Genomic DNA, 18131 nt, shown 5'->3' on the forward strand with positions numbered 1-18131 from the left:
TAAAACAGCCTATAATACTTCACAGGGAGGTGAGTGATTGTTCAAACGCTGGCTCATACTCATCACACTTGGTTTATTCTTCTTTATGGTGATTATTGATGGCACCATTGTTGTCGTTGCGGTACCGACCATCACCTTGGCTTTGGCGGTGAGTCCGAGTCAGGTGAACTTGTTGCTGACGGTTTATCTCACCACGATCAGCGTTTGCCTGTTGTTCTTTGGTCAGTTGGCTGATCAATATGGCCGAACGCGGCTGTTCATCTGGGGCACCTATCTGTTTCTGATTGGCTCTGGGTTGGCTGGTTTTGGCGTTAACTTTCAGTTGATATTGGCCGCCCGAGTAGTGCAGGCAGTGGGTGCTAGTATGACCATGGCCACGAGTTATGCGATTGTTGCGGACGTTTTCCCACCCGCCATTTTGGGCCGTGCGCTGGGCATTGAATCGATCTTCATTTCAGCCGGCGCACTGGCCGGCCCTGGGATCGGTGGCCTGATCCTGAGTCAGTTGCCGTGGGGCTACATTTTCTGGGTGAACTTGCCGATTGGTATCGTGTGTTTGCTAGTCGAATGGGCGGTTTTTCCGCGAACACACGCACCCTCTGGGAAAAGGGGCGTCGATGGCCGCGGCTTCCTTCAATTGATTGTGATTGGCGGGTTGTTGTTGCTCATCCAGATCAACAAGCAACCGTTGTTCACCGGAATTCTGGTCATTTTGATTGGCAGCTGCGCCTATTGGTTTTGGCGTCACGAGCGGCAGACTGATCAAGCAATGCTTGATACTCGGTTGTTCAGCAACCAGCGCTTTTCACGGAATTTAGCGGCTTCGTTTTTGAACTATGTTGCGGCCTATTTTTTTACGCTGCTCGCACCGATTTATCTACAGTTGATGCTACGCTTGCCAGTGGCCTTGTCTGGGTATTTGTTGATGCTGACACCACTTGTTTCGTTGGCTGCCAATCCAGTGGCTGGGGTGCTTAGTGACCGCTTTGATCGCCAGCGACTCATGCGAATCGGCTTGCTGATGCTGGTTCTGACGAATGTGGCCTTTGCCTTGCTGCCTCATCAAACGACAACTTGGCCATTTGTTATCGTGTCAGTCGCGTTTGCGGTTGGCACAGCGCTGTTCACGAATCCTAATAGTGTCGTGTTGATGCAAAGTGTCGATGCGACCATGCGGGGGCAGGTTGGCGCGGCCACTTCACTTGCTAGACAGTTGGGGATGAGTATCGGTAGCGCGGTTGCCGGTTTAGTGTTCTATCAAACCCTCGGGATCGTCAGCCCGCACACCACCGCCGTCCACGCCGCTCCGCAAGCTTTATTTGTTGCGCAGGGTGTCAGCTTCATGCTCGCAGCTGCTCTGTTTTTCATCGCCGTCATGTTGTTACGAAAGAAGGTAGAAAATGCCAAAAGAACCGGATGAATTGCTTTCAAGAGTCAATATCCTAGCGCGCCACATTCAACACGACTTGGATGTTGCGTTAGCGCCAACCACGCTCAGTGCGAGTAACTATTACTTTATCTTGAAGCTTGGCAAAGTCGATGAAATGCGGCAGGAAACACTTTTTAAAACGATTCACCTTAATCCCAGCAACGTCACACGACGATTGGCCCAGCTGATTGCGTTGGGACTCGTCGCAAAACGCCGATCCGACGAGGACAAACGTGCTTGGATTATCAGCCTCACGCCAAAAGGCCGGCGCCTGATCCCAATGGTGACGCAAATTGTGGCCGATTATGAAGCCACTTTGACAGCAAAACTGTCTGAAGCTAACAAAATTGAATTTGCCAGAATGCTGGATGTGCTTAACGAAACTGAAAAGAGGTCGGAATTTTGAAAAACGATATGCTGGCTTTATTGCCAATTCCTGAAGATTATCACGTGGTTCAAACAGACGTCCGCAAGCGAAATAAAGTGCAGGTGACGGTGGACCGCTATCAAAACGTTGATGAAGTGACGCCGAACAACAAGCATCTGACACTTGTGACTGATAGAAACGGCAACTTGATCAGTTTTAATGCCAGCACCTTCAAAAATGGCGGGAAACTGCCGTCAGCTGATAAAGCATTACGGCAGGCAGTCACGTTATTCAATCAGTTAGACCCAAATTATGCAGATGATTTAAGCTACATGCGAACCGAGCAGCAAGAACGCCATTATGAAGATAACGGGATGCAGGTTAGCGCGCCAGTTTACTGGATCAAGTTTGCCCATCGCAACGGTTCCTATAACTGGGTCACCATCGGGCCCGACAACCAGATTATTGAAATTGAGCGCGAGTCGTTTTGGGATTACTTCAGAAATCGACGGGCAACCGAAATGTGGAACTATGACAATTGGGTTTTGGCGCGACAAGGCAAGATCCCACAATTAGCAGCACCTGATGCCTTAGCGTAAAGAGGTGACCGAATGGCAAAAGCAGATTTCGATACGCTTGTGACGCAACTGGGCGACTTGCGTGAACGTGCACGGCGCCTAGCAGACGAAGATTATATTAGTGCCAAGTACAAAGGCTATAGTTCTGAGGGCTTGACATTGGAAGAAGTCATGGGGGCGCTGGAAGAAACTGAAGGCGAAATTGAGAAACTGGAGCGTCAGTTAGAACGATTTGACGATGAATCATAGTGCTTTGAAATGAGAAGATGGTTTGAAAAGGTAACTTGAACATTCAGTTTTGCAGGAAAACATGCAGCGCACCAAGGTTTGGCATAGCAGCCAGACCTTGGTGCGTTTTTTGGCATCTGGGAGATCAATTTGAGAACCTCTTTTTGTCAATCAGTTTCCGGATCTTAGAATGTGTGTGGTGATTAAAGATTTGCAGCAACCTCTTCAGGCAAGAGAGCTAGTGTCACAAACCGTTTAGTCTTATTAGATATTTCGAGAAAATAAATCGGATTTGATTGAATGTCATTCTTTAAACAATATTCCTATATCATTTTTTAAATTTTACAGTTCGTTATAATAAATAATATCTTTTTTCTTGACTTTCCTCCATAGATAAAGTACATTAGCGCTAAGCTCATGACTATATTATCTGATTGCCACCGTTTTCACAAAAACGAGGAGGATGGACTATTGAAAAGATTAGCAGGAACAGCCTGCTAGACAGCGCCATTCTCATAAGCAATGAATTTTAGAACACATCTGGCGGGTTCTTATATCCCCAAGATGGTGGTGGTTCCTTCACATGAAGTGATCTTCTGGGACCACAAACAACTCCGTATGATGGTGATGCTTATCAATACCGGTTCGCCGGTCCGCATTGGGCACAAACTAGTTTTTGGATTGGACAGTTAAAGCAACAATCGAATGAAACCTAGGTCTATGAGTTGAAGAAAAGGCGGATCTGAGCAAATCCGCCTTTTTGAATACTTATCAATGAGCCAATATGTTTGCAACTTCGTAGGTTTGACTTGAAAGAGAAAATGGGTGACTTTTATGTTGCAAAAGCTGAGAAACTCGACTTTTGTCGCGATAGTTTTGGCTGCCAGAGGAACGCTTCTGATATGCTGTCTATTGCTCTTCTGCTATTTACTATTTTCAACTTTGACAAATACGTTTTTAATTCCCACGAACGACCTTTTAGGGGATGTGGCTTCAATTTTAAAAGGAGAACTCTGGCGCGTTATAACGAGTACTGTGTACTTTTCTGAATGGACGCCCTTAATTAAGACGGTTCTTATAGTTTTGGTCCTTTGCCCCTTTATAGAATGGAAAATTGGCAGTCCTGTGCTTGTTATGAGCTTTTTTGCTTCTAGTTGGATCGGCATTTTGTTATTTTGCTTTGGATTTGGCGGTATCATTCGGTCAACAGTTGGCATAAACACCTACGTTTATGCTTTTTATGGCGGCACACTGTCAGTCTATGCGTTATTTCCACTGGCAGTATTAGCGTTCTTGATAAAGAAACCTGCCTTTTCTTTGTTGGCAAAGTGCGTTTTAGTTGGCGGTCTTCTGTTGTACTTTACAGTGGGGTTTTGGCCGAATTCAGATACACCAGAGCCTGCAGTCATTGTACAGATTAGTCAATTATGCGGTGTTCTTTCCGGCCTTTTCTGTGCCCTTATAGTCGTGGCGCTAAGAAATTGGAAGAAAGTTCCCTTCTTTTCTGCCAAACCGAGCAACTGATCTTATAAGACTTAAGAAAATTTGGTGCTAATGATGCTAATGAAAAGAAAACGGGTGAATTTTATGTTGTTAAAGTTGAGAAGACCCAATCTTTTATCCGTATTTTTGAATGCTAGAGGAACATTCCTTATCTGCTGCATATTGATAGTTTGTTATCTTTTGTTTTCGTTTTTAACGAATGTTCTTTTAATACCATCAGCCAACTTTGTCGGGAGCATCCCTTCAATTTTAAGAGGGGAACTTTGGCGAATTGTAACGAGCACAGTTTACCACTATGAATGGCCGCACTTAATGAAGAATATGCTTGCAGTGATTGTGCTTGGGCCATTTATCGAGTGGAAAATTGGCAGTACACCATTCGTCATTAGTTTTTTTGTTTCTAGTTGGCTTGGTGTCTTGCTGTTTTGCTTCGGATTCGGCGGGTTCATTCAATCAGCGTTTGGAATAGGCACCTATATTGAATCGTTTTACGGTGTGTCATTGTCTGGATATGCCTTATTTCCACTAGCTATATTGGCATTTTTAATCGAAAAACCCACATTTTCCTTTATGACGAAGATTGTTGCGTTTACATCGACTCTTTATTACGTCACAGTGGGATATTGGCCGAATCTAGCCATGTCAGATATTGAAAAAAATGTTCAGGTGGCGCATTCATGCGGCCTTCTTGTAGGCCTTTTCTGTGTATTGGTCATCTTGATAATAAAGCATCGGGAGAAGATGTTCTCTTTTTCAAGTCGATCAAAATGATTGATCACGCTGATGTGTTTGAAATCAGGAGGGCACGAACGCCTTGTAAATTGTTTGAGTTGTGGAAATGTTAAATTTTGAATTGATGATGAAGACGAATATGTCCCTCTTTGAGTTGACAATTCGTCTTATAAGTTAAGATTAAGGCAAAGTTGTCAAACCGCCCTCAGCCAATAAGAAAACTCTGATACAGTCATAGCAATCAAGTTAGGTGAACGGGTGATCAAAATGAGCTTTTCGCTATTGATGCTGTTGTTTTTCCTAGTTGGTATCTCGGTGTTCCTGGTAGGCTTACAGCAAAAACATCGCGGCTGGACGTGGTTAGGCCTTGGTCTATCTGTCCTAGCAGCAATCATGTTTGTAGCGGTCGTCTTCCTTCGTTCCTGCTTCTAAGCTCGCTTTCTTGCAAAACGATTAACGTTTATATCATCAAACTCAAGGTAAAGTTGAGATGGTTTCGCTACTTTGTTAATCTATTCACGTAGACAACAACATAAGGGAGGGACTATGTTTTGAAAAAGTGGGTTAAAATCGCAGGGCTGTTGGCGCTGATGAGTGTCGTGCTGGTTGGTTGCAGTAGCGGGGCGAGTTCAAAGTCGAGTTCGTCAAGTTCAAAAGCAAACAAAGCAGCTAGCAGCAAGGTCACTAGCGGGGCTTCACAGCAGGCCTACACAGATCCGAAAACGATGAAGGGCAAGTATGACATCGTGATTGTCGGTGCTGGTGGTGCCGGGATGACAGCTGCCATCGAGGCGAAGCAGCAAGGGATGAATCCCGTCATTCTTGAAAAAATGCCCGTTGCTGGCGGGAATACGCTGAAAGCCTCTAGCGGTATGAATGCCAGTCAGACGAAAGTTGAAGCTGCCCAAGGGGTTAAGGACAGCAATGATCAGTTCTATGAAGAAACGCTAAAAGGTGGCGGCGGAACGAATGATAAAGCGCTGCTGCGCTATTTTGTCGACAACTCAGCCAGCGCCATTGATTGGCTCGACTCGATTGGGATTAAGCTGGACAAACTGACGATTTCCGGTGGGATGTCGGTCAAGCGCACGCATCGGCCACACGATGGTTCAGCGGTTGGCGGTTATCTCGTTGATGGGCTCGTGAAAGAAGTCAAAAAAGAAAAGATTCCGCTGTTTGTGAACTCGGATGTTACCAAGTTGAATGAAACAGATGGTAAAATCAGCGGGGTCACCGTCAAGATCAATCAAGACAAGACGAAAAAAATCGCAGCCAAGGCCGTGATTGTGACCACTGGCGGTTTCGGGGCAAGTAAGCAAATGATCAAGAAATATCGCCCTGATCTGGCTCATTACGTCACCACTAACCAAGCTGGCGCAACCGGTGATGGCATCAAGATGATCGAGAAAGTCGGCGGCTATGCGATCGACATGAATAAGATCCAAATTCACCCAACCGTTAACCAAAGCAAGCATATTCTCATTGGGGAAGCGACTCGCGGTGAAGGCGGCATTTTAGTTAACCAAAGCGGGAAGCGGTTCTATAACGAAATGAATACCCGTGACAAGGTTTCCGCTGCCATTAACAAGCAAAAAGGTAAGGATGCTTGGGTCGTGATTGATACAGGCGTCCGCCAACGGTCGAGTGCCATTGACTTTTATATCAAGGATAAGCTCGGTGTCGAAGGCAAAACCCTTGATGAACTCGCCAAGAAAATGAAGGTGCCAGCGGCCACGTTATCCAAGACGGTTTCAACTTGGAACGAAGCGGTCACCAACAAAAAGGATGCCGAGTTTGGTCGGACAACTGGGATGGACCATGGCCTCACCACCGGTCCTTACTATGCTTTCAAAATCGCCCCAGGCATCCATTACACCATGGGCGGCGTGAAGATCAACACCAAGACTGAGGTGCTGACAAAGAAGCAACAACCAATCCCAGCACTATACGCAGCCGGTGAAGTCACCGGCGGCCTACACGGCGACAACCGAATCGGTGGCAATTCCGTCGCCGACATTGTGATCTTTGGTCGCCAAGCAGGAACGCAGGCGGCGGCTTACGTGAAAGCACAACAGTAACCTGAATGACTTAAAGGCGGTTCTCGTCAGATGAGAATCGCTTTTTTGATGCGCTGAAAATGGCGGTGTCCGCTCAACCCCCAAAATTCATATGCTCCATAATTGTTAGGCAGGCAAGCCTAGCCGTTATGGGGCTTTTTGTCACTTACCGAGGCCGAAACTTGAAGAATGATGAGCAAGGTGTACTTCGTTTCCCAAGTTAAGGAAAAAGGTTCTACTTTTCGGTATGTAAGCGCTTGCTTAGTATAGAAGCTGTAAGGAGGCAAAGCAATGCGAGAAAGATTGACGAATCTTCTGCGAACATTGTTGGACAGTTCGGCAAGTTCTTTATCTGATTTAGGCAAGCAATTCAACGTCACGACAAAGACGATTCGAAATGAGATTCAGGTTTTAAATGAAGTTTTGGCGGAGAAAAACTTACCCTTATTCGATATCAAAAGAGGTGTCGCCTACAATCATATCTCAACGCAACAGCGGCATTCGCTGTCTGACGTCCTTGATTTTGACAGCATCAGTCAAGGCGCTTTAACCCCTGAGCAACGTGCTGTGTATCTCTTATTGGATTTGCTTCAAGCCACCCAACCGGTTTATCTCGTCGATGAACAAGAAAAGATGCAGATTAGTAAAAGCTCAATGGATTCTGATCTCCGCAACTTGCGGGCTGATCTAGCAAAATACAATCTAACACTCACGACCAGCCCAAAGTTAGGCGCACAGATTGAAGGCAACGAGCGATCAATTCGAACGATGTTTGGGGATATCCTAACACGGCAACATGCTTTGGTCACCTTGATTGCCCAGCAATTAATCGCCAGCGGGATGTATGTCGACAAGATGAAGGAAGTCTTTACCAAACAAGATGTGACCTATATCCGGGACTTACTACGCCGTTGTTTTCCAAAAGGGGCCTTGGCCGCCAACGACATGTACAGCCAGCAAGTGACCGTGTTACTCATTATCTGGTTACACCGTGTTCGCAGCGGGTACTATGTCAAAGATGATGAAACTGCCGTTGATCTCAATAAGGAAAATGCCAAGTTTCTCAATGAACTCATTCAGCATTATGCCTTACAAATTGATGTCGCCAGCGAGTTAGGTTATGTCGGTTTTCTGATCAACAGTTTTAATCGTCGCGGTGCGATTGATCTTGACGACTGGGTCAAGGCCCAGATTTTCAGCGTTGCGCTCATTGATCATATGGAAACTGAAATTGGCTTTCCATTTTCTAAAAACGAAAAGCTTTTCGAAGAGCTATATAACCATATGACCGCTTTGTTCAAGCGCTTGTCACAGCACGTCAAAGTGGTTAATCCGTTGAGAAAGACGATCCAGCAAGGCTATGGGCCGATCTATGACGCGATTGATCGTTTCTTCAAGACGGGACGCTATCAGCTGACCATGTCTGATGATGAGAAGGCATTTCTGGCGATGTATTTCTCAGCGACACAAGCTGAGGATCGCCAGCGCCAAGACTATCAGTATCAAGCCGCAGTTGTCTGCAACTTCGGCACGGCGACGGGCAGAGTGTTGGCAGCCAAACTGGAGGAACGGTTTAACATTGATGTTCTTGCCGTTTTGAGCACGTCTGAAGTTGGCATTCTCCGCAAATTACCGGTCAGCTTAGTTTTCAAAACAGTCGACATGCCAATCGATAAAATCCCGAGTTTGAAGGTTAATCCCATTCCTTCAGAAGTTGATTTGACCCGAGTTGCCGCGTTTTTGAAGAAACACACAACGTTAACTAAGTACGAAGGCCGTACGTTAGATCCAACAAGACTATTTCGCACAGTTCTGGATGTGCTGAAAACCCATCAGGTAACAGTTGATAAACGACTATTAGCTGATCTGCAAGCAGCATTCAAGGAGAACCATGTCGAAATTAATGAAAGGGAGGTTCAGCCTATGTTGAAAGATTTAATCAACGATCACCAGATCCAGCTTCAACAGAAAGCTGATGATTGGGAAGATGCGATCCGTATTTCAGCAAAACCATTGCTTGACGAGGATTACATTACCAAAAATTATATCCAAGCGATGATTGATTCAGTTAAGAAATTCGGTCCGTATATTGTCATTGGACCTGCCATCGCGCTAGCCCATGCACGGCCAGAGGATGGGACAAAGAAGCTTGGCGTGACGATCACAACGTTGGCGAAACCAATCAACTTTGGCAATCCAGACAATGATCCCGTGAAGATCATCTTCTGTCTGGCCGCGATCGATAATTATTCGCATCTCAATGTCATGAAAGCCATTGTCCAACTCATCAATGATCAGCAAAAAGTTGATCAGCTGGCGCAACAAACAGATATTCAAACCTTTAAAAACATTTTATTCAACGAAAAGACGTCAAAGGAGACGATTTAAATGACCAGGAAATTAACGATTTACTTCATCTGTGGTGCCGGACTAGGGTCTTCCTTAGCTTGCCAAATGACTGCAGAAGATGTTTTGAACCGTTTGGGGTTAGACGAAAACCTCGAACATGAGGCAATTTCGTCAACACCAGGTTTACGGACGGACATCATTGTCTCGGCAGAAAATTTTGCTTCGCAGTTCAATCAATATGATCTCGATCCAGCCATCAAGTTTGTCTTTCTGCACAACATTGTGGATCCAGCTGAAATCGAAGCCAAGCTCGTGCCAGTTATTAAAGAATTGTCGGAAAAATCAGCCTGAACAACAGAGCGTGAGCTGGCGTGGTTAGAGACCGGAGTATAAGCGGCCTTGAATGTGATGGTCGGGCTTTGGCCATTGCACCCAAGGTCCCTATGTGGCGGTTTCCGCGCCAGTGATCGCGTTTAAAAGGGGGAATCAATCATGGTTGTGGTTAACTTTATTATTCAAAATATTCTGACTCAGGCAGCCATCACCATTGCGTTAATCGCGATGCTGGGCTTGCTTCTACAACGCAAGTCCTTTGGCGCGGTCCTAACTGGAACCTTCAAGACACTGCTGGGATTTCAAGTATTATCAGCAGGGTCCGCCATTATTGTCACAGCACTGACGTATTTCGGAAAGATTTTTCAACATGGTTTTCACCTAAAAGGGGTTGTACCCAGCATTGAGGCGATCAATGGTCAAGCCATGAATACGCTGGGGTTGGGAAATGAAATTGCCTTAACCTTTTTGGGCATTTTCATTGTCAACATTATCATTGCGCGGTTCTCGCCATGGAAATATATTTTCCTAACCGGACAGGCGCTGTTGTGGATGTCGACCATGACGGTTGTCGGCGGCAAGATAGCTGGCTTCAATTCAGTCGTGACCATTCTTGTTGGTAGTGTTATCGGGGGAATTTTCGCGGTGGCCATGCCAGCCATTGCGCAGCCTTTTGTTCGTAAGATTACCAAGGGCGATGCCATTGCTTTAGGACACTTTTGTACGATCGGCTACATGGTAGAAGCAGGCGCCGCTTGGATCTTCGGTGAACGTGGCGAAAAGAAACACTCGATTGAAGACATCAAGTTACCAAAGTACATGGAATTCTTGCAAGACACGTATCTCTCTGTTGCTGTTGTGATGGTGCCATTGTTTATGATCACCGCGGCTTTTGCAGGTCCTAAGTACGCCGGTAACGGCACGAGTCTGAACTATATCATGAATGCTTTCATGATGGGCATTCAGTTTGTTGTCGGGGTCTATGTCCTACTTGCAGGTGTTCGGCTCTTACTTGGTGAAATCGTTCCGGCTTTCCGTGGTATTGCGATGAAACTGGTACCAAATGCGAAACCAGCACTTGACTGTCCAGTCTTGTTCCCATTCTCACCAAACGCGGTCATCTTAGGCTTCATTACGACAACCATTGGGACCGTCATTGGCATGTTCTTGATGCCTGTTTTCGGACTCGCGGTCATTCTGCCGGGGATGTTAACTAACTTCTTCGCTGGCGGGACTGCAGGGATCTTCGGAAACGTTGTCGGCGGCCGCCGCGGGGCCATCATTGGCGGCATTATCCACGGCCTGTTCATCACCTTGTTGCCAGCGCTGCTAGTAACGGCTTTGACCTCGTTTGGCTTCGTGAATGCTTCGGCAACTGACTCCGATACGATCGTGGCCATGCTGATGTATGCCTGGATCCTAACGCCGATTCTTAAAGCAGTTTAAAGAAAGGGGCACGACTATGTTTGGCAGTTTATTTAAAAAGAAAGACACGCAGAAACAACCATCCGCGGTGCCAAAAGAAGTCAATCAATCACTTTCGACAACCGAAGCTGCTGCTCTAACCGAAAAAGTGGCGGCATTGACGACTCAAATTGAACAGATAACCGATGATAAAGACAAACGCCACCTGCTATACAACCAATTAGGCGCTACTCAGGTTAAATTAGGCAACGACTTAGAGGCAATCGCAGCTTATGAAGCGAGTGTCAAAGATAAAGAAGAGTTTGGGGATGCATACAATGCCTTGCTGAACCTATACGAGACGCAGCGAAAACAAGCGGCAAAAGCGAAAAATGATGACGACATTCAAAAATGGGTCACAAAAACGGATGCATTGCTCGATATGTCCAAACGGGTCATGCGGTCAGGTTTTGGTTATTAATCTGCTGGGAGGCAATCTACTATGTACAAGAACTTAAAGCAATTGATGGATGAAGCGCAAGCACTTGATTATACAGTTGGCGCCTTTAATGCGCACAACTTGGAAATGGTGCCATCAATGATCACGGCTGCAAAGGATGCAGGATCGCCAATTATCATTCAAACAAGTGTTGCGACGGCTGAATACGTTGGCATGAAGAACTTTGTTGCGGTTTGCAAATCCATGGCGCAAGATCTGTTAGTCGATGTTGATCTGCATCTAGATCACGCTAAGTCATTTGATGCCATTAAAGAAGCCATTGATGCTGGCTATTCCTCTGTGATGTTTGACGGTTCAGCGCTGCCGAATAAGGAAAACATGGAACGGGCACGCCGGGTAGCCGACTATGCACATGAACATGGTGTTTCAGTCGAGTGCGAAATCGGCACAATCGGTGGGACTGAAGAAGGTGTGACCGTCAAGGAAGGCCGGTATACTGACCCGCAACAAGCCATTGCCTTCTTGAATAACGTAGATGTCGAAGCACTAGCTGTCGGCGTTGGTACTCACCACGGCCAATTCAAATCAAAGACCGAATTGAACTGGCCTTTGATTGAAGAATTGCACAAAGAAATCAGCAAACCAATGGTCATTCACGGCGGTACCGGCGTGAACGAAGCTGATTATCATCGTTTAACCGAAAACGGCTTCCGCAAGTTCAATGTTGGGACCGAATTATTAGTTGGTTGGACCCGGAAAGCCAAAGAAATGTTCGGTCAGACCGAGGTCAACAACTCGCTGCGGAACAACATCGAACCATGTAACCAAGTTGTCTACGATATCGTCAAGCACAAGAGTGGTTTGTTCTTAAATAAAGATGCCGAAGTGCCAATTAACGCGTAAGTGGGGAAGAGCGTAACCCGGCTAGAAGTCGATGTGTGACTGTGATGAATTGCGATCAAGGTCCTTAAACGAAGACTTCCGAGCTAGGGAGCCCGTCTAGAGGAGAGGATGACATGATGAGCGATCAAAAGCAGATCTTGGTCCTGCTAGCAGGTGCGCCAGGCACAGGGAAAACGTATACTGCAAATAAGATCATGCAAGCAATCAGCGGATTCGTCTCCCTGCCGCTCGATCTTTTTAAAGAACATCTTTACGATGAGTTAGGCTTTGATAATCTTGAGGAAAAGCAACTCCTCGATGCAGAAGCGAGAGCACGATACTACCGCGGCATTGGCATGCTGATGCAGGAACACAAAATGATTCTGGGCGACTATCCCTTCAGCCGATTGCAAAAACCAGCTCTCGAAAAATTGGCAGCCAAACATCACTATGCGGTTATCACCATCAGATTAGAAGCAGACATCAAGGTACTCTACGATCGCCAGCGAAAACGCGACCTATCCGATCCCCGTCATCTTGGTCATCTCATGAATCACTATCATCGCGGTGATACACTCGAAAACATCAGCGAAACGCCTGATGGCATGCCGACATTTGAAGTGTTTAGCAATCGCGTGCAAGATCGAGGCTACCAGACGTTTCAGCTTGGTCAGTTGATTCGAGTGGATGTGAATGATTATGGGGCAGTGGATTATCGGGGGTTGGTGGAGGCGTTGAGAGAAGCGATTAGAGGCGTTGAATTCTTAACCCGATAGTGAAATCAGTTATCAAGACTTGCGATTTTTAATAATAGCTTTCAAATAACCTTGTCCCGAGCTTTGGAAACAAGGTTATTTTTGTGGGGATTTTTGTAATTGTAACGAAGTGCACAAAAGAGAATGTTAGATTTGTTTAAATAGAAAGCTGTTTATCAAGAGTTTTGGAAAAAAAAGGTTCAACTTTATTTAAAAATAATCTTGACTAGTGAATAAATTCACTTATAGTAGTTACTGTTGGTAGCTACCATTTTGATACTTTCATTTCTGAGGGGAGATGATGAATTGTGGATCCTGAACTAACAGACTTGTTCAAGCAGTTTCATTTTTCTAAGTACGAGAGTCAGTGTTACGTCACGATGCTTCAATTACCAGCGAGTACCGGGTACGAAATCGCAAAACGATCAGGTATTCCGCGGTCAAAAATCTATGAAGTTCTGAATCGTATGACGGAACGTGGCATTGTTTTGGCAAGCAAGAGTGATCCAACGTATTACAACGTTATCTCTGCTGATGAATTAGTGACAACACTCGGACACCAAGCTTCTGCCCAGTTGGCACGAATAAAAACACGATTAGCGAATGTGGAGACTAAACAAGATGGTGAACTGATTTATTCAATTCCCAACAGAAAACAGACACAGGACAAACTGTCAGACTTATTAGCGCATTGCGAGAAGTCGCTTTACTTACAAATCTGGAAAGAAGATATCAGTTCGGACATTTTAGGAGAACTAACACGACTTTCTAAGATTCTTGATCATTTCGTCGTCATTCTGTTTAGTAATCGTCATGACTATCACATGCCTTTTACACGAGTATATCCGCACTGGTTTGAACGTGATAAACTACTGGACTTCGGCGGCCGGTGGGTTAATGCCGTCATTGATGGTGCTGAGGTTCTTTATGGCACTTTCGGGGATGAAGGTGATGATGTCATCTATACGAGAAATCATTCGTTTGTTTTCATTGCGCAAGAATATGTGATTCACGATGCGTATGATCTGAGAACGCTGGAAACTTTAGATGCAGCAGCAAAGAAGGCGTTTGGTCCGGATCTCGAAGGCGTCAGAGATATTTATATGATGGATAGAAAAGGGAAGAATGCTCATGATTAAGATCTTATTGGGATTAATCGTACTAATTAATTTAGGCTTTGTATTTTACTTTATCCGTGACTTGCTCCGGCATCGTTCAGAGGTTATGTCGGAACCTGCAACGACATGGGCATTGCCATTTAGCTCATTTATTATTTTCTTACTTTCAACTTTTGGCATTTCTGATTTTGCTATCAGTACGGCACTTTACCCTAAGGCTAAATGGGTTTCAATTAAGAAACTGCCAGGCACCTTAAACACGCAATGTGTTGTCCCCGTTGCTGCAATGGCACTTTCTTACATCACCGCCATTACTGTCGATATTAAAACGCTAGCCGTATGTATCATCGCGGCAGTCATTGGTGCTTACATCGGACCTAGGTTTGTTGTTAAACTGCCAGCTAACACAATTAAGAAGTTTGTGACAGCAGGTCTGATTATTGCCGCGTTAATGATTTTAGCGGGTAAGTTCAATTGGATTCCTGCTAACGGAACAGCAACGAGCTTATCTGGCTGGAAATTAATGCTAACTGCAATCCTGCTGTTCATTTACGGTGCTCTTAACAACATCGGTATTGGTTCCTATGCTTTGACGATGGCCACGGTTTATGCGATGGGGCTCAATCCATCAGCTGCTTTTCCAATCATGATGGGAGCCGCAACATTCTCAGTTTCAACGAGTTCGATTCAATTCGTTAAGTTGGCTGATTATAGTCGAAAAATCACATTATTCACTTCAACTTTTGGTGTGCTGGGTGTCTTAGTTGCCGTCTTTTTCGTTAAAAGCTTAGATACTAGTATGTTACAGTGGCTGGTTATCATTGTGCTACTTTATTCCGCAATCAGCATGGCATTGTCCTTGCGTCAAAAGGGAGAAGCATAGCATTGCTGTTTCAGGTTCAACAATTATAGGAGGATTATGATGCGCGTTTTAACGAAAAAGGATGTTCAAGCAGTTTACTCAATGAAAGATGCAATCGCTGATGATAAGATTGCACTGGCAGCATATTCAAAGGGTGATGCCACCGTTCCATTGAGAACGAATATTGATGTCAAACCTGATAATGGGCAAAGTCTTTACATGCCTGGTTATGCAGCCGGTAAAGAACCAGCATTGGGTGTGAAGATCGTATCCGTTTACCCTAATAACATTGATAAGGGTCTTCCTAGCGTTCCCGCAACAATGGTTAGTCTGAACCCAAAGACTGGTATTGTGTCAGCAATTATTGACGGTACTTACCTTACTCAGCTTCGAACAGGTGCGCTTCAAGGTGCAGCCACTGATTTGATGGCTAACCCTGATGCAAAAGTGGCAACGCTCATCGGTACTGGCGGTCAGGCACCAACACAACTAGAGGCCATGCTAAACGTTCGTCAATTGACGCGTGTTTACGTTTCAGATATTGATAAAGATCGTGCTGCAAAGTTTGCACAGGACATGACAAGACGCTTTGGTAAGCAATTTAAGGTTGAAATTCTCCCAGCAGTTGACTTACAAAAGGCTATTCGAGCATCTGATATTATCACATCGGTCACAACATCAAAACAGGCGACTTTTGATGCTGCCGATGTTAAATCGGGAGCACATATCAACGGTATCGGCGCATACACTCCGCAAATGCATGAGATCCCCGCAGAACTAGTTAAACAGGCAGATATTGTTATCTTTGATACGATGGATGGCGTATTAGCCGAAGCGGGAGATATGATCAGTCCACTGAAGAATGGGCTGGTTTCAAAAGATCAGTATTCAGGTGAGTTAGGACAACTTATTAATGGCGATATTAAAGGCCGAGATAGCCATGACCAAATCACATTGTTCAAGGCCGTTGGCACCGCCGTTTTAGATGTCGTTGTTGCTGAAAAAATTTTACAAGCGGCGGCGAAAGCAGACAAAGGGACTACGATTGATCTGTAGTAGATTGAAGGATTAAATGTTGGTCGGCATTATTTAAAACTGCAAGGCTGAATAGAGACTAAGCAAAAGGCGTCTTGATTGAGAGTGAAAATTCTTAATCAAGACGCCTTTCTTAAGTTGCAGGAGATTTATCACGTGAGACATAGGGTCTTCAAGGGTCACTTAAAGCTGTCCCGCAAAGCGCATTAGCAGCGTTAGTTATTTGATCCTTTCTTGGCATTAATCGTTGCACCTTAACCAGTCATAGTAGGTACTGCGGGGGATATGGAACACTTTGAGAACGACGTGCATGATACAGGTGATCCTGCCAGAGTTCAATTCCTACAGATAGCATTAATGTTAATAAATAGCTTTGATGTATATAAATAGAATTAATAGTATATTTGTTATTGAAATGACGAAAGTAAGATGGAAAGCCTACATCAAAAATTGCTGATGCTATGTTTATAATATAATTTTTGTTTAATATTTTTTGTTAATGACGGTTATTCGTGCATACTGTAAACCAAATGATATAATGACAATGTTTGGTCAATAACTAAGGAGGCAGTTTTATGTCTGAGTATATTACTGTAAAAGACGGAACTAGGATATCATATGATGTTCATGGAGAAGGAAGCCCAATACTTCTAATTCACGGTGTTACTGACTGTAAAGAGACTTATGATACGGATTTGCCGTTTCTAACTAAAAATCACCATGTTTATCGTTATGACCTTCGAGGCCATGGAGCTTCAGATCATCCAAAGCATCCATTTACCCTAGAGAACCATATCGAAGATGCATTAGCAGTCATCTCAAAACTGAATTTGCACAATTTTGTCTTGTACGGTGGCTCCTTGGGAAGCTACATAGCAGAAGCAGTTGCAACCAAAATTCCACAAGACTTAAGTGGCTTGATTTTGAATGTCTCGGCTGCGCATAATCCAGCATCAGCGCTTGCTGACACGGCAAAGAATGACAATATCCCCTTAGACAAAGTTGAAAGGAGAGATTATTGGATTCGCCACTTAACCATTGATAAGGGTAATATCAAGCAACTAACGGATTCAGGATTTCAAAAAAACAGCTTGTCTCCTGAGGATGAAGATAGAGCGCTAAGATCTATAACGGCATTTGATTTTAGAAATGAATTGCCAAAAATCACATGTCCGACCTTGATTACGAGTGGTTTGTATGATCCCGTCAATGGGCCATCAAAGGGAATTGAGATTCAGAAGTATATTCCGAATGCTTGCTTTGTGGTCTTTAAATCAGGACATCTTCAACGACTTGAGATGCCAACAGCCTACCACCATGTTGTTGATGATTTTATCGAAACAGTCGCTCGCTAAAATGGCAATAGCGTCAGGTATCATCAACTCAACAAGAACCAACACATTTGCTAGTTTTAAAAGTGAGTATGCGTCTGCTGACCAATAATGGAAAACGTAACACATGCTTGAGAGGATAACGTAAAAGCGGGTACCAAAGTCCTTTAGAAATTGGTCAACACGTTGTCACTTTTTTATCCCTTTATCTATGAGCTTTGACTACCTTGAAATCGAGGCTTTTGTGTTCCATCAAGGGTGTAGCGGATAGCATAGTGCAGAAGGGCGGGCAAAATGGCCTTAGCGATTTTTAACTTATTATCAATAATTTTGATATTCATCATCATTTGGCTAACACGCAAAGAAAAAGTCGCAACGCGAGCGGGACGATATAACCGAGCCTTCTTGATTATTATTGCGGTCATAGAGATTGTTTTAATTATTTCGGAAACATTTATTTTCAAGGATTCAATTTCACTTCAATCTGCATCATTTTCTTGTAGCTTGTTACTTCTGATAAACCTGTTACTTAGCTATAGAATGCATTAAGCAGCAAATAAGTGCCATCACTTTTCAATCTCATGGAAAGTGATGGCACTTTTTAAATGGCGCACAAATGATGGTAAAAAAAACAATCAACGCTATCCACTCGAACTAACGACGGAAGAAAAACGGCAGCTTAAAGCACTTTGTCGCATTGTCAAGGAA

General features: G+C 44.5%; 18 protein-coding genes. All 18 read left to right on the forward strand.

Going from position 1 to position 18131, the window contains the following annotated elements; genetic code table 11:
• Positions 1-37: 37 nt before the first annotated feature.
• The 18 genes from AC07KQ_RS01755 (at position 38) to AC07KQ_RS01840 (ending at position 17972) form a co-directional block, all read left to right on the forward strand.
• Positions 38-1420 carry an MFS transporter gene (locus AC07KQ_RS01755; RefSeq protein WP_003659730.1) on the forward strand — a complete coding sequence of 461 codons (1383 nt, stop codon included), beginning with the start codon at positions 38-40 and terminating at the stop codon, positions 1418-1420.
• On the forward strand, positions 1401-1835 hold the full coding sequence (locus AC07KQ_RS01760; RefSeq protein ID WP_003563228.1) for a MarR family winged helix-turn-helix transcriptional regulator: 435 nt from the start codon (positions 1401-1403) through the stop codon (positions 1833-1835). Before AC07KQ_RS01755 ends, AC07KQ_RS01760 begins: the two co-directional genes overlap by 20 nt.
• Positions 1832-2395, forward strand: coding sequence for a hypothetical protein (locus AC07KQ_RS01765; protein ID WP_003563229.1), 564 nt, complete (start codon positions 1832-1834; stop codon positions 2393-2395). Before AC07KQ_RS01760 ends, AC07KQ_RS01765 begins: the two co-directional genes overlap by 4 nt.
• A gap of 12 nt (positions 2396-2407) precedes the next feature.
• Complete coding sequence (locus tag AC07KQ_RS01770) at positions 2408-2623, forward strand: hypothetical protein (protein ID WP_003563232.1); 216 nt, start codon at positions 2408-2410, stop codon at positions 2621-2623.
• An 813-nt stretch (positions 2624-3436) separates the two neighbouring features.
• Complete coding sequence (locus tag AC07KQ_RS01775; protein WP_003661518.1) at positions 3437-4126, forward strand: rhomboid family intramembrane serine protease; 690 nt, start codon at positions 3437-3439, stop codon at positions 4124-4126.
• Positions 4127-4189: 63 nt separating this feature from the next.
• Positions 4190-4876 carry a rhomboid family intramembrane serine protease gene (locus AC07KQ_RS01780; RefSeq protein WP_059219855.1) on the forward strand — a complete coding sequence of 229 codons (687 nt, stop codon included), beginning with the start codon at positions 4190-4192 and terminating at the stop codon, positions 4874-4876.
• Positions 4877-5388: 512 nt separating this feature from the next.
• The gene (locus AC07KQ_RS01785) at positions 5389-6915 is read left to right on the forward strand and encodes a flavocytochrome c (RefSeq protein WP_003597330.1); all 1527 of its coding nucleotides are present in this window, start codon (positions 5389-5391) and stop codon (positions 6913-6915) included.
• A gap of 270 nt (positions 6916-7185) precedes the next feature.
• Positions 7186-9282, forward strand: coding sequence for a BglG family transcription antiterminator (locus AC07KQ_RS01790; RefSeq protein ID WP_274990996.1), 2097 nt, complete (start codon positions 7186-7188; stop codon positions 9280-9282).
• Positions 9283-9594 carry a PTS sugar transporter subunit IIB gene (locus AC07KQ_RS01795; RefSeq protein ID WP_013245397.1) on the forward strand — a complete coding sequence of 104 codons (312 nt, stop codon included), beginning with the start codon at positions 9283-9285 and terminating at the stop codon, positions 9592-9594. It begins immediately after the preceding gene.
• A gap of 141 nt (positions 9595-9735) precedes the next feature.
• Positions 9736-11022, forward strand: coding sequence for a PTS sugar transporter subunit IIC (locus tag AC07KQ_RS01800; protein WP_003563247.1), 1287 nt, complete (start codon positions 9736-9738; stop codon positions 11020-11022).
• 16 nt (positions 11023-11038) lie between these two features.
• The gene (locus tag AC07KQ_RS01805) at positions 11039-11461 is read left to right on the forward strand and encodes a hypothetical protein (protein ID WP_013245398.1); all 423 of its coding nucleotides are present in this window, start codon (positions 11039-11041) and stop codon (positions 11459-11461) included.
• 21 nt (positions 11462-11482) lie between these two features.
• Entirely contained in the window at positions 11483-12343 is an 861-nt protein-coding gene (locus AC07KQ_RS01810) for a class II fructose-bisphosphate aldolase (protein ID WP_003563251.1), read from the forward strand.
• 113 nt (positions 12344-12456) lie between these two features.
• Positions 12457-13098 carry a P-loop nucleotide/nucleoside kinase family protein gene (locus AC07KQ_RS01815; protein ID WP_013245399.1) on the forward strand — a complete coding sequence of 214 codons (642 nt, stop codon included), beginning with the start codon at positions 12457-12459 and terminating at the stop codon, positions 13096-13098.
• A 287-nt stretch (positions 13099-13385) separates the two neighbouring features.
• On the forward strand, positions 13386-14216 hold the full coding sequence (locus AC07KQ_RS01820; RefSeq protein WP_003563255.1) for a TrmB family transcriptional regulator: 831 nt from the start codon (positions 13386-13388) through the stop codon (positions 14214-14216).
• The gene (locus tag AC07KQ_RS01825) at positions 14209-15078 is read left to right on the forward strand and encodes a sulfite exporter TauE/SafE family protein (RefSeq protein ID WP_003563257.1); all 870 of its coding nucleotides are present in this window, start codon (positions 14209-14211) and stop codon (positions 15076-15078) included. Before AC07KQ_RS01820 ends, AC07KQ_RS01825 begins: the two co-directional genes overlap by 8 nt.
• A gap of 39 nt (positions 15079-15117) precedes the next feature.
• Positions 15118-16113, forward strand: coding sequence for an ornithine cyclodeaminase family protein (locus AC07KQ_RS01830; RefSeq protein ID WP_012490922.1), 996 nt, complete (start codon positions 15118-15120; stop codon positions 16111-16113).
• A gap of 554 nt (positions 16114-16667) precedes the next feature.
• Positions 16668-17447, forward strand: coding sequence for an alpha/beta fold hydrolase (locus tag AC07KQ_RS01835; protein ID WP_013245401.1), 780 nt, complete (start codon positions 16668-16670; stop codon positions 17445-17447).
• Between the two features lie 270 nt (positions 17448-17717).
• Positions 17718-17972, forward strand: coding sequence for a hypothetical protein (locus AC07KQ_RS01840; protein WP_014951581.1), 255 nt, complete (start codon positions 17718-17720; stop codon positions 17970-17972).
• Positions 17973-18131: the final 159 nt, after the last annotated feature.

This window comes from Lacticaseibacillus sp. YLM2-1, from assembly GCF_056583465.1.

Bases quoted from the DNA above. Each gene is read 5' to 3' on its own strand.
- AC07KQ_RS01795 (WP_013245397.1), top strand. From the start codon at position 9,283: ATGACCAGGAAATTAACGATTTACTTCATCTGTGGTGCCGGACTAGGG.
- AC07KQ_RS01780 (WP_059219855.1), top strand. From the start codon at position 4,190: ATGTTGTTAAAGTTGAGAAGACCCAATCTTTTATCCGTATTTTTGAAT.
- AC07KQ_RS01815 (WP_013245399.1), top strand. From the start codon at position 12,457: ATGATGAGCGATCAAAAGCAGATCTTGGTCCTGCTAGCAGGTGCGCCA.
- AC07KQ_RS01835 (WP_013245401.1), top strand. From the start codon at position 16,668: ATGTCTGAGTATATTACTGTAAAAGACGGAACTAGGATATCATATGAT.
- AC07KQ_RS01830 (WP_012490922.1), top strand. From the start codon at position 15,118: ATGCGCGTTTTAACGAAAAAGGATGTTCAAGCAGTTTACTCAATGAAA.
- AC07KQ_RS01800 (WP_003563247.1), top strand. From the start codon at position 9,736: ATGGTTGTGGTTAACTTTATTATTCAAAATATTCTGACTCAGGCAGCC.
- AC07KQ_RS01840 (WP_014951581.1), top strand. From the start codon at position 17,718: ATGGCCTTAGCGATTTTTAACTTATTATCAATAATTTTGATATTCATC.
- AC07KQ_RS01775 (WP_003661518.1), top strand. From the start codon at position 3,437: ATGTTGCAAAAGCTGAGAAACTCGACTTTTGTCGCGATAGTTTTGGCT.
- AC07KQ_RS01760 (WP_003563228.1), top strand. From the start codon at position 1,401: ATGCCAAAAGAACCGGATGAATTGCTTTCAAGAGTCAATATCCTAGCG.
- AC07KQ_RS01825 (WP_003563257.1), top strand. From the start codon at position 14,209: ATGATTAAGATCTTATTGGGATTAATCGTACTAATTAATTTAGGCTTT.
- AC07KQ_RS01770 (WP_003563232.1), top strand. From the start codon at position 2,408: ATGGCAAAAGCAGATTTCGATACGCTTGTGACGCAACTGGGCGACTTG.
- AC07KQ_RS01810 (WP_003563251.1), top strand. From the start codon at position 11,483: ATGTACAAGAACTTAAAGCAATTGATGGATGAAGCGCAAGCACTTGAT.
- AC07KQ_RS01805 (WP_013245398.1), top strand. From the start codon at position 11,039: ATGTTTGGCAGTTTATTTAAAAAGAAAGACACGCAGAAACAACCATCC.
- AC07KQ_RS01790 (WP_274990996.1), top strand. From the start codon at position 7,186: ATGCGAGAAAGATTGACGAATCTTCTGCGAACATTGTTGGACAGTTCG.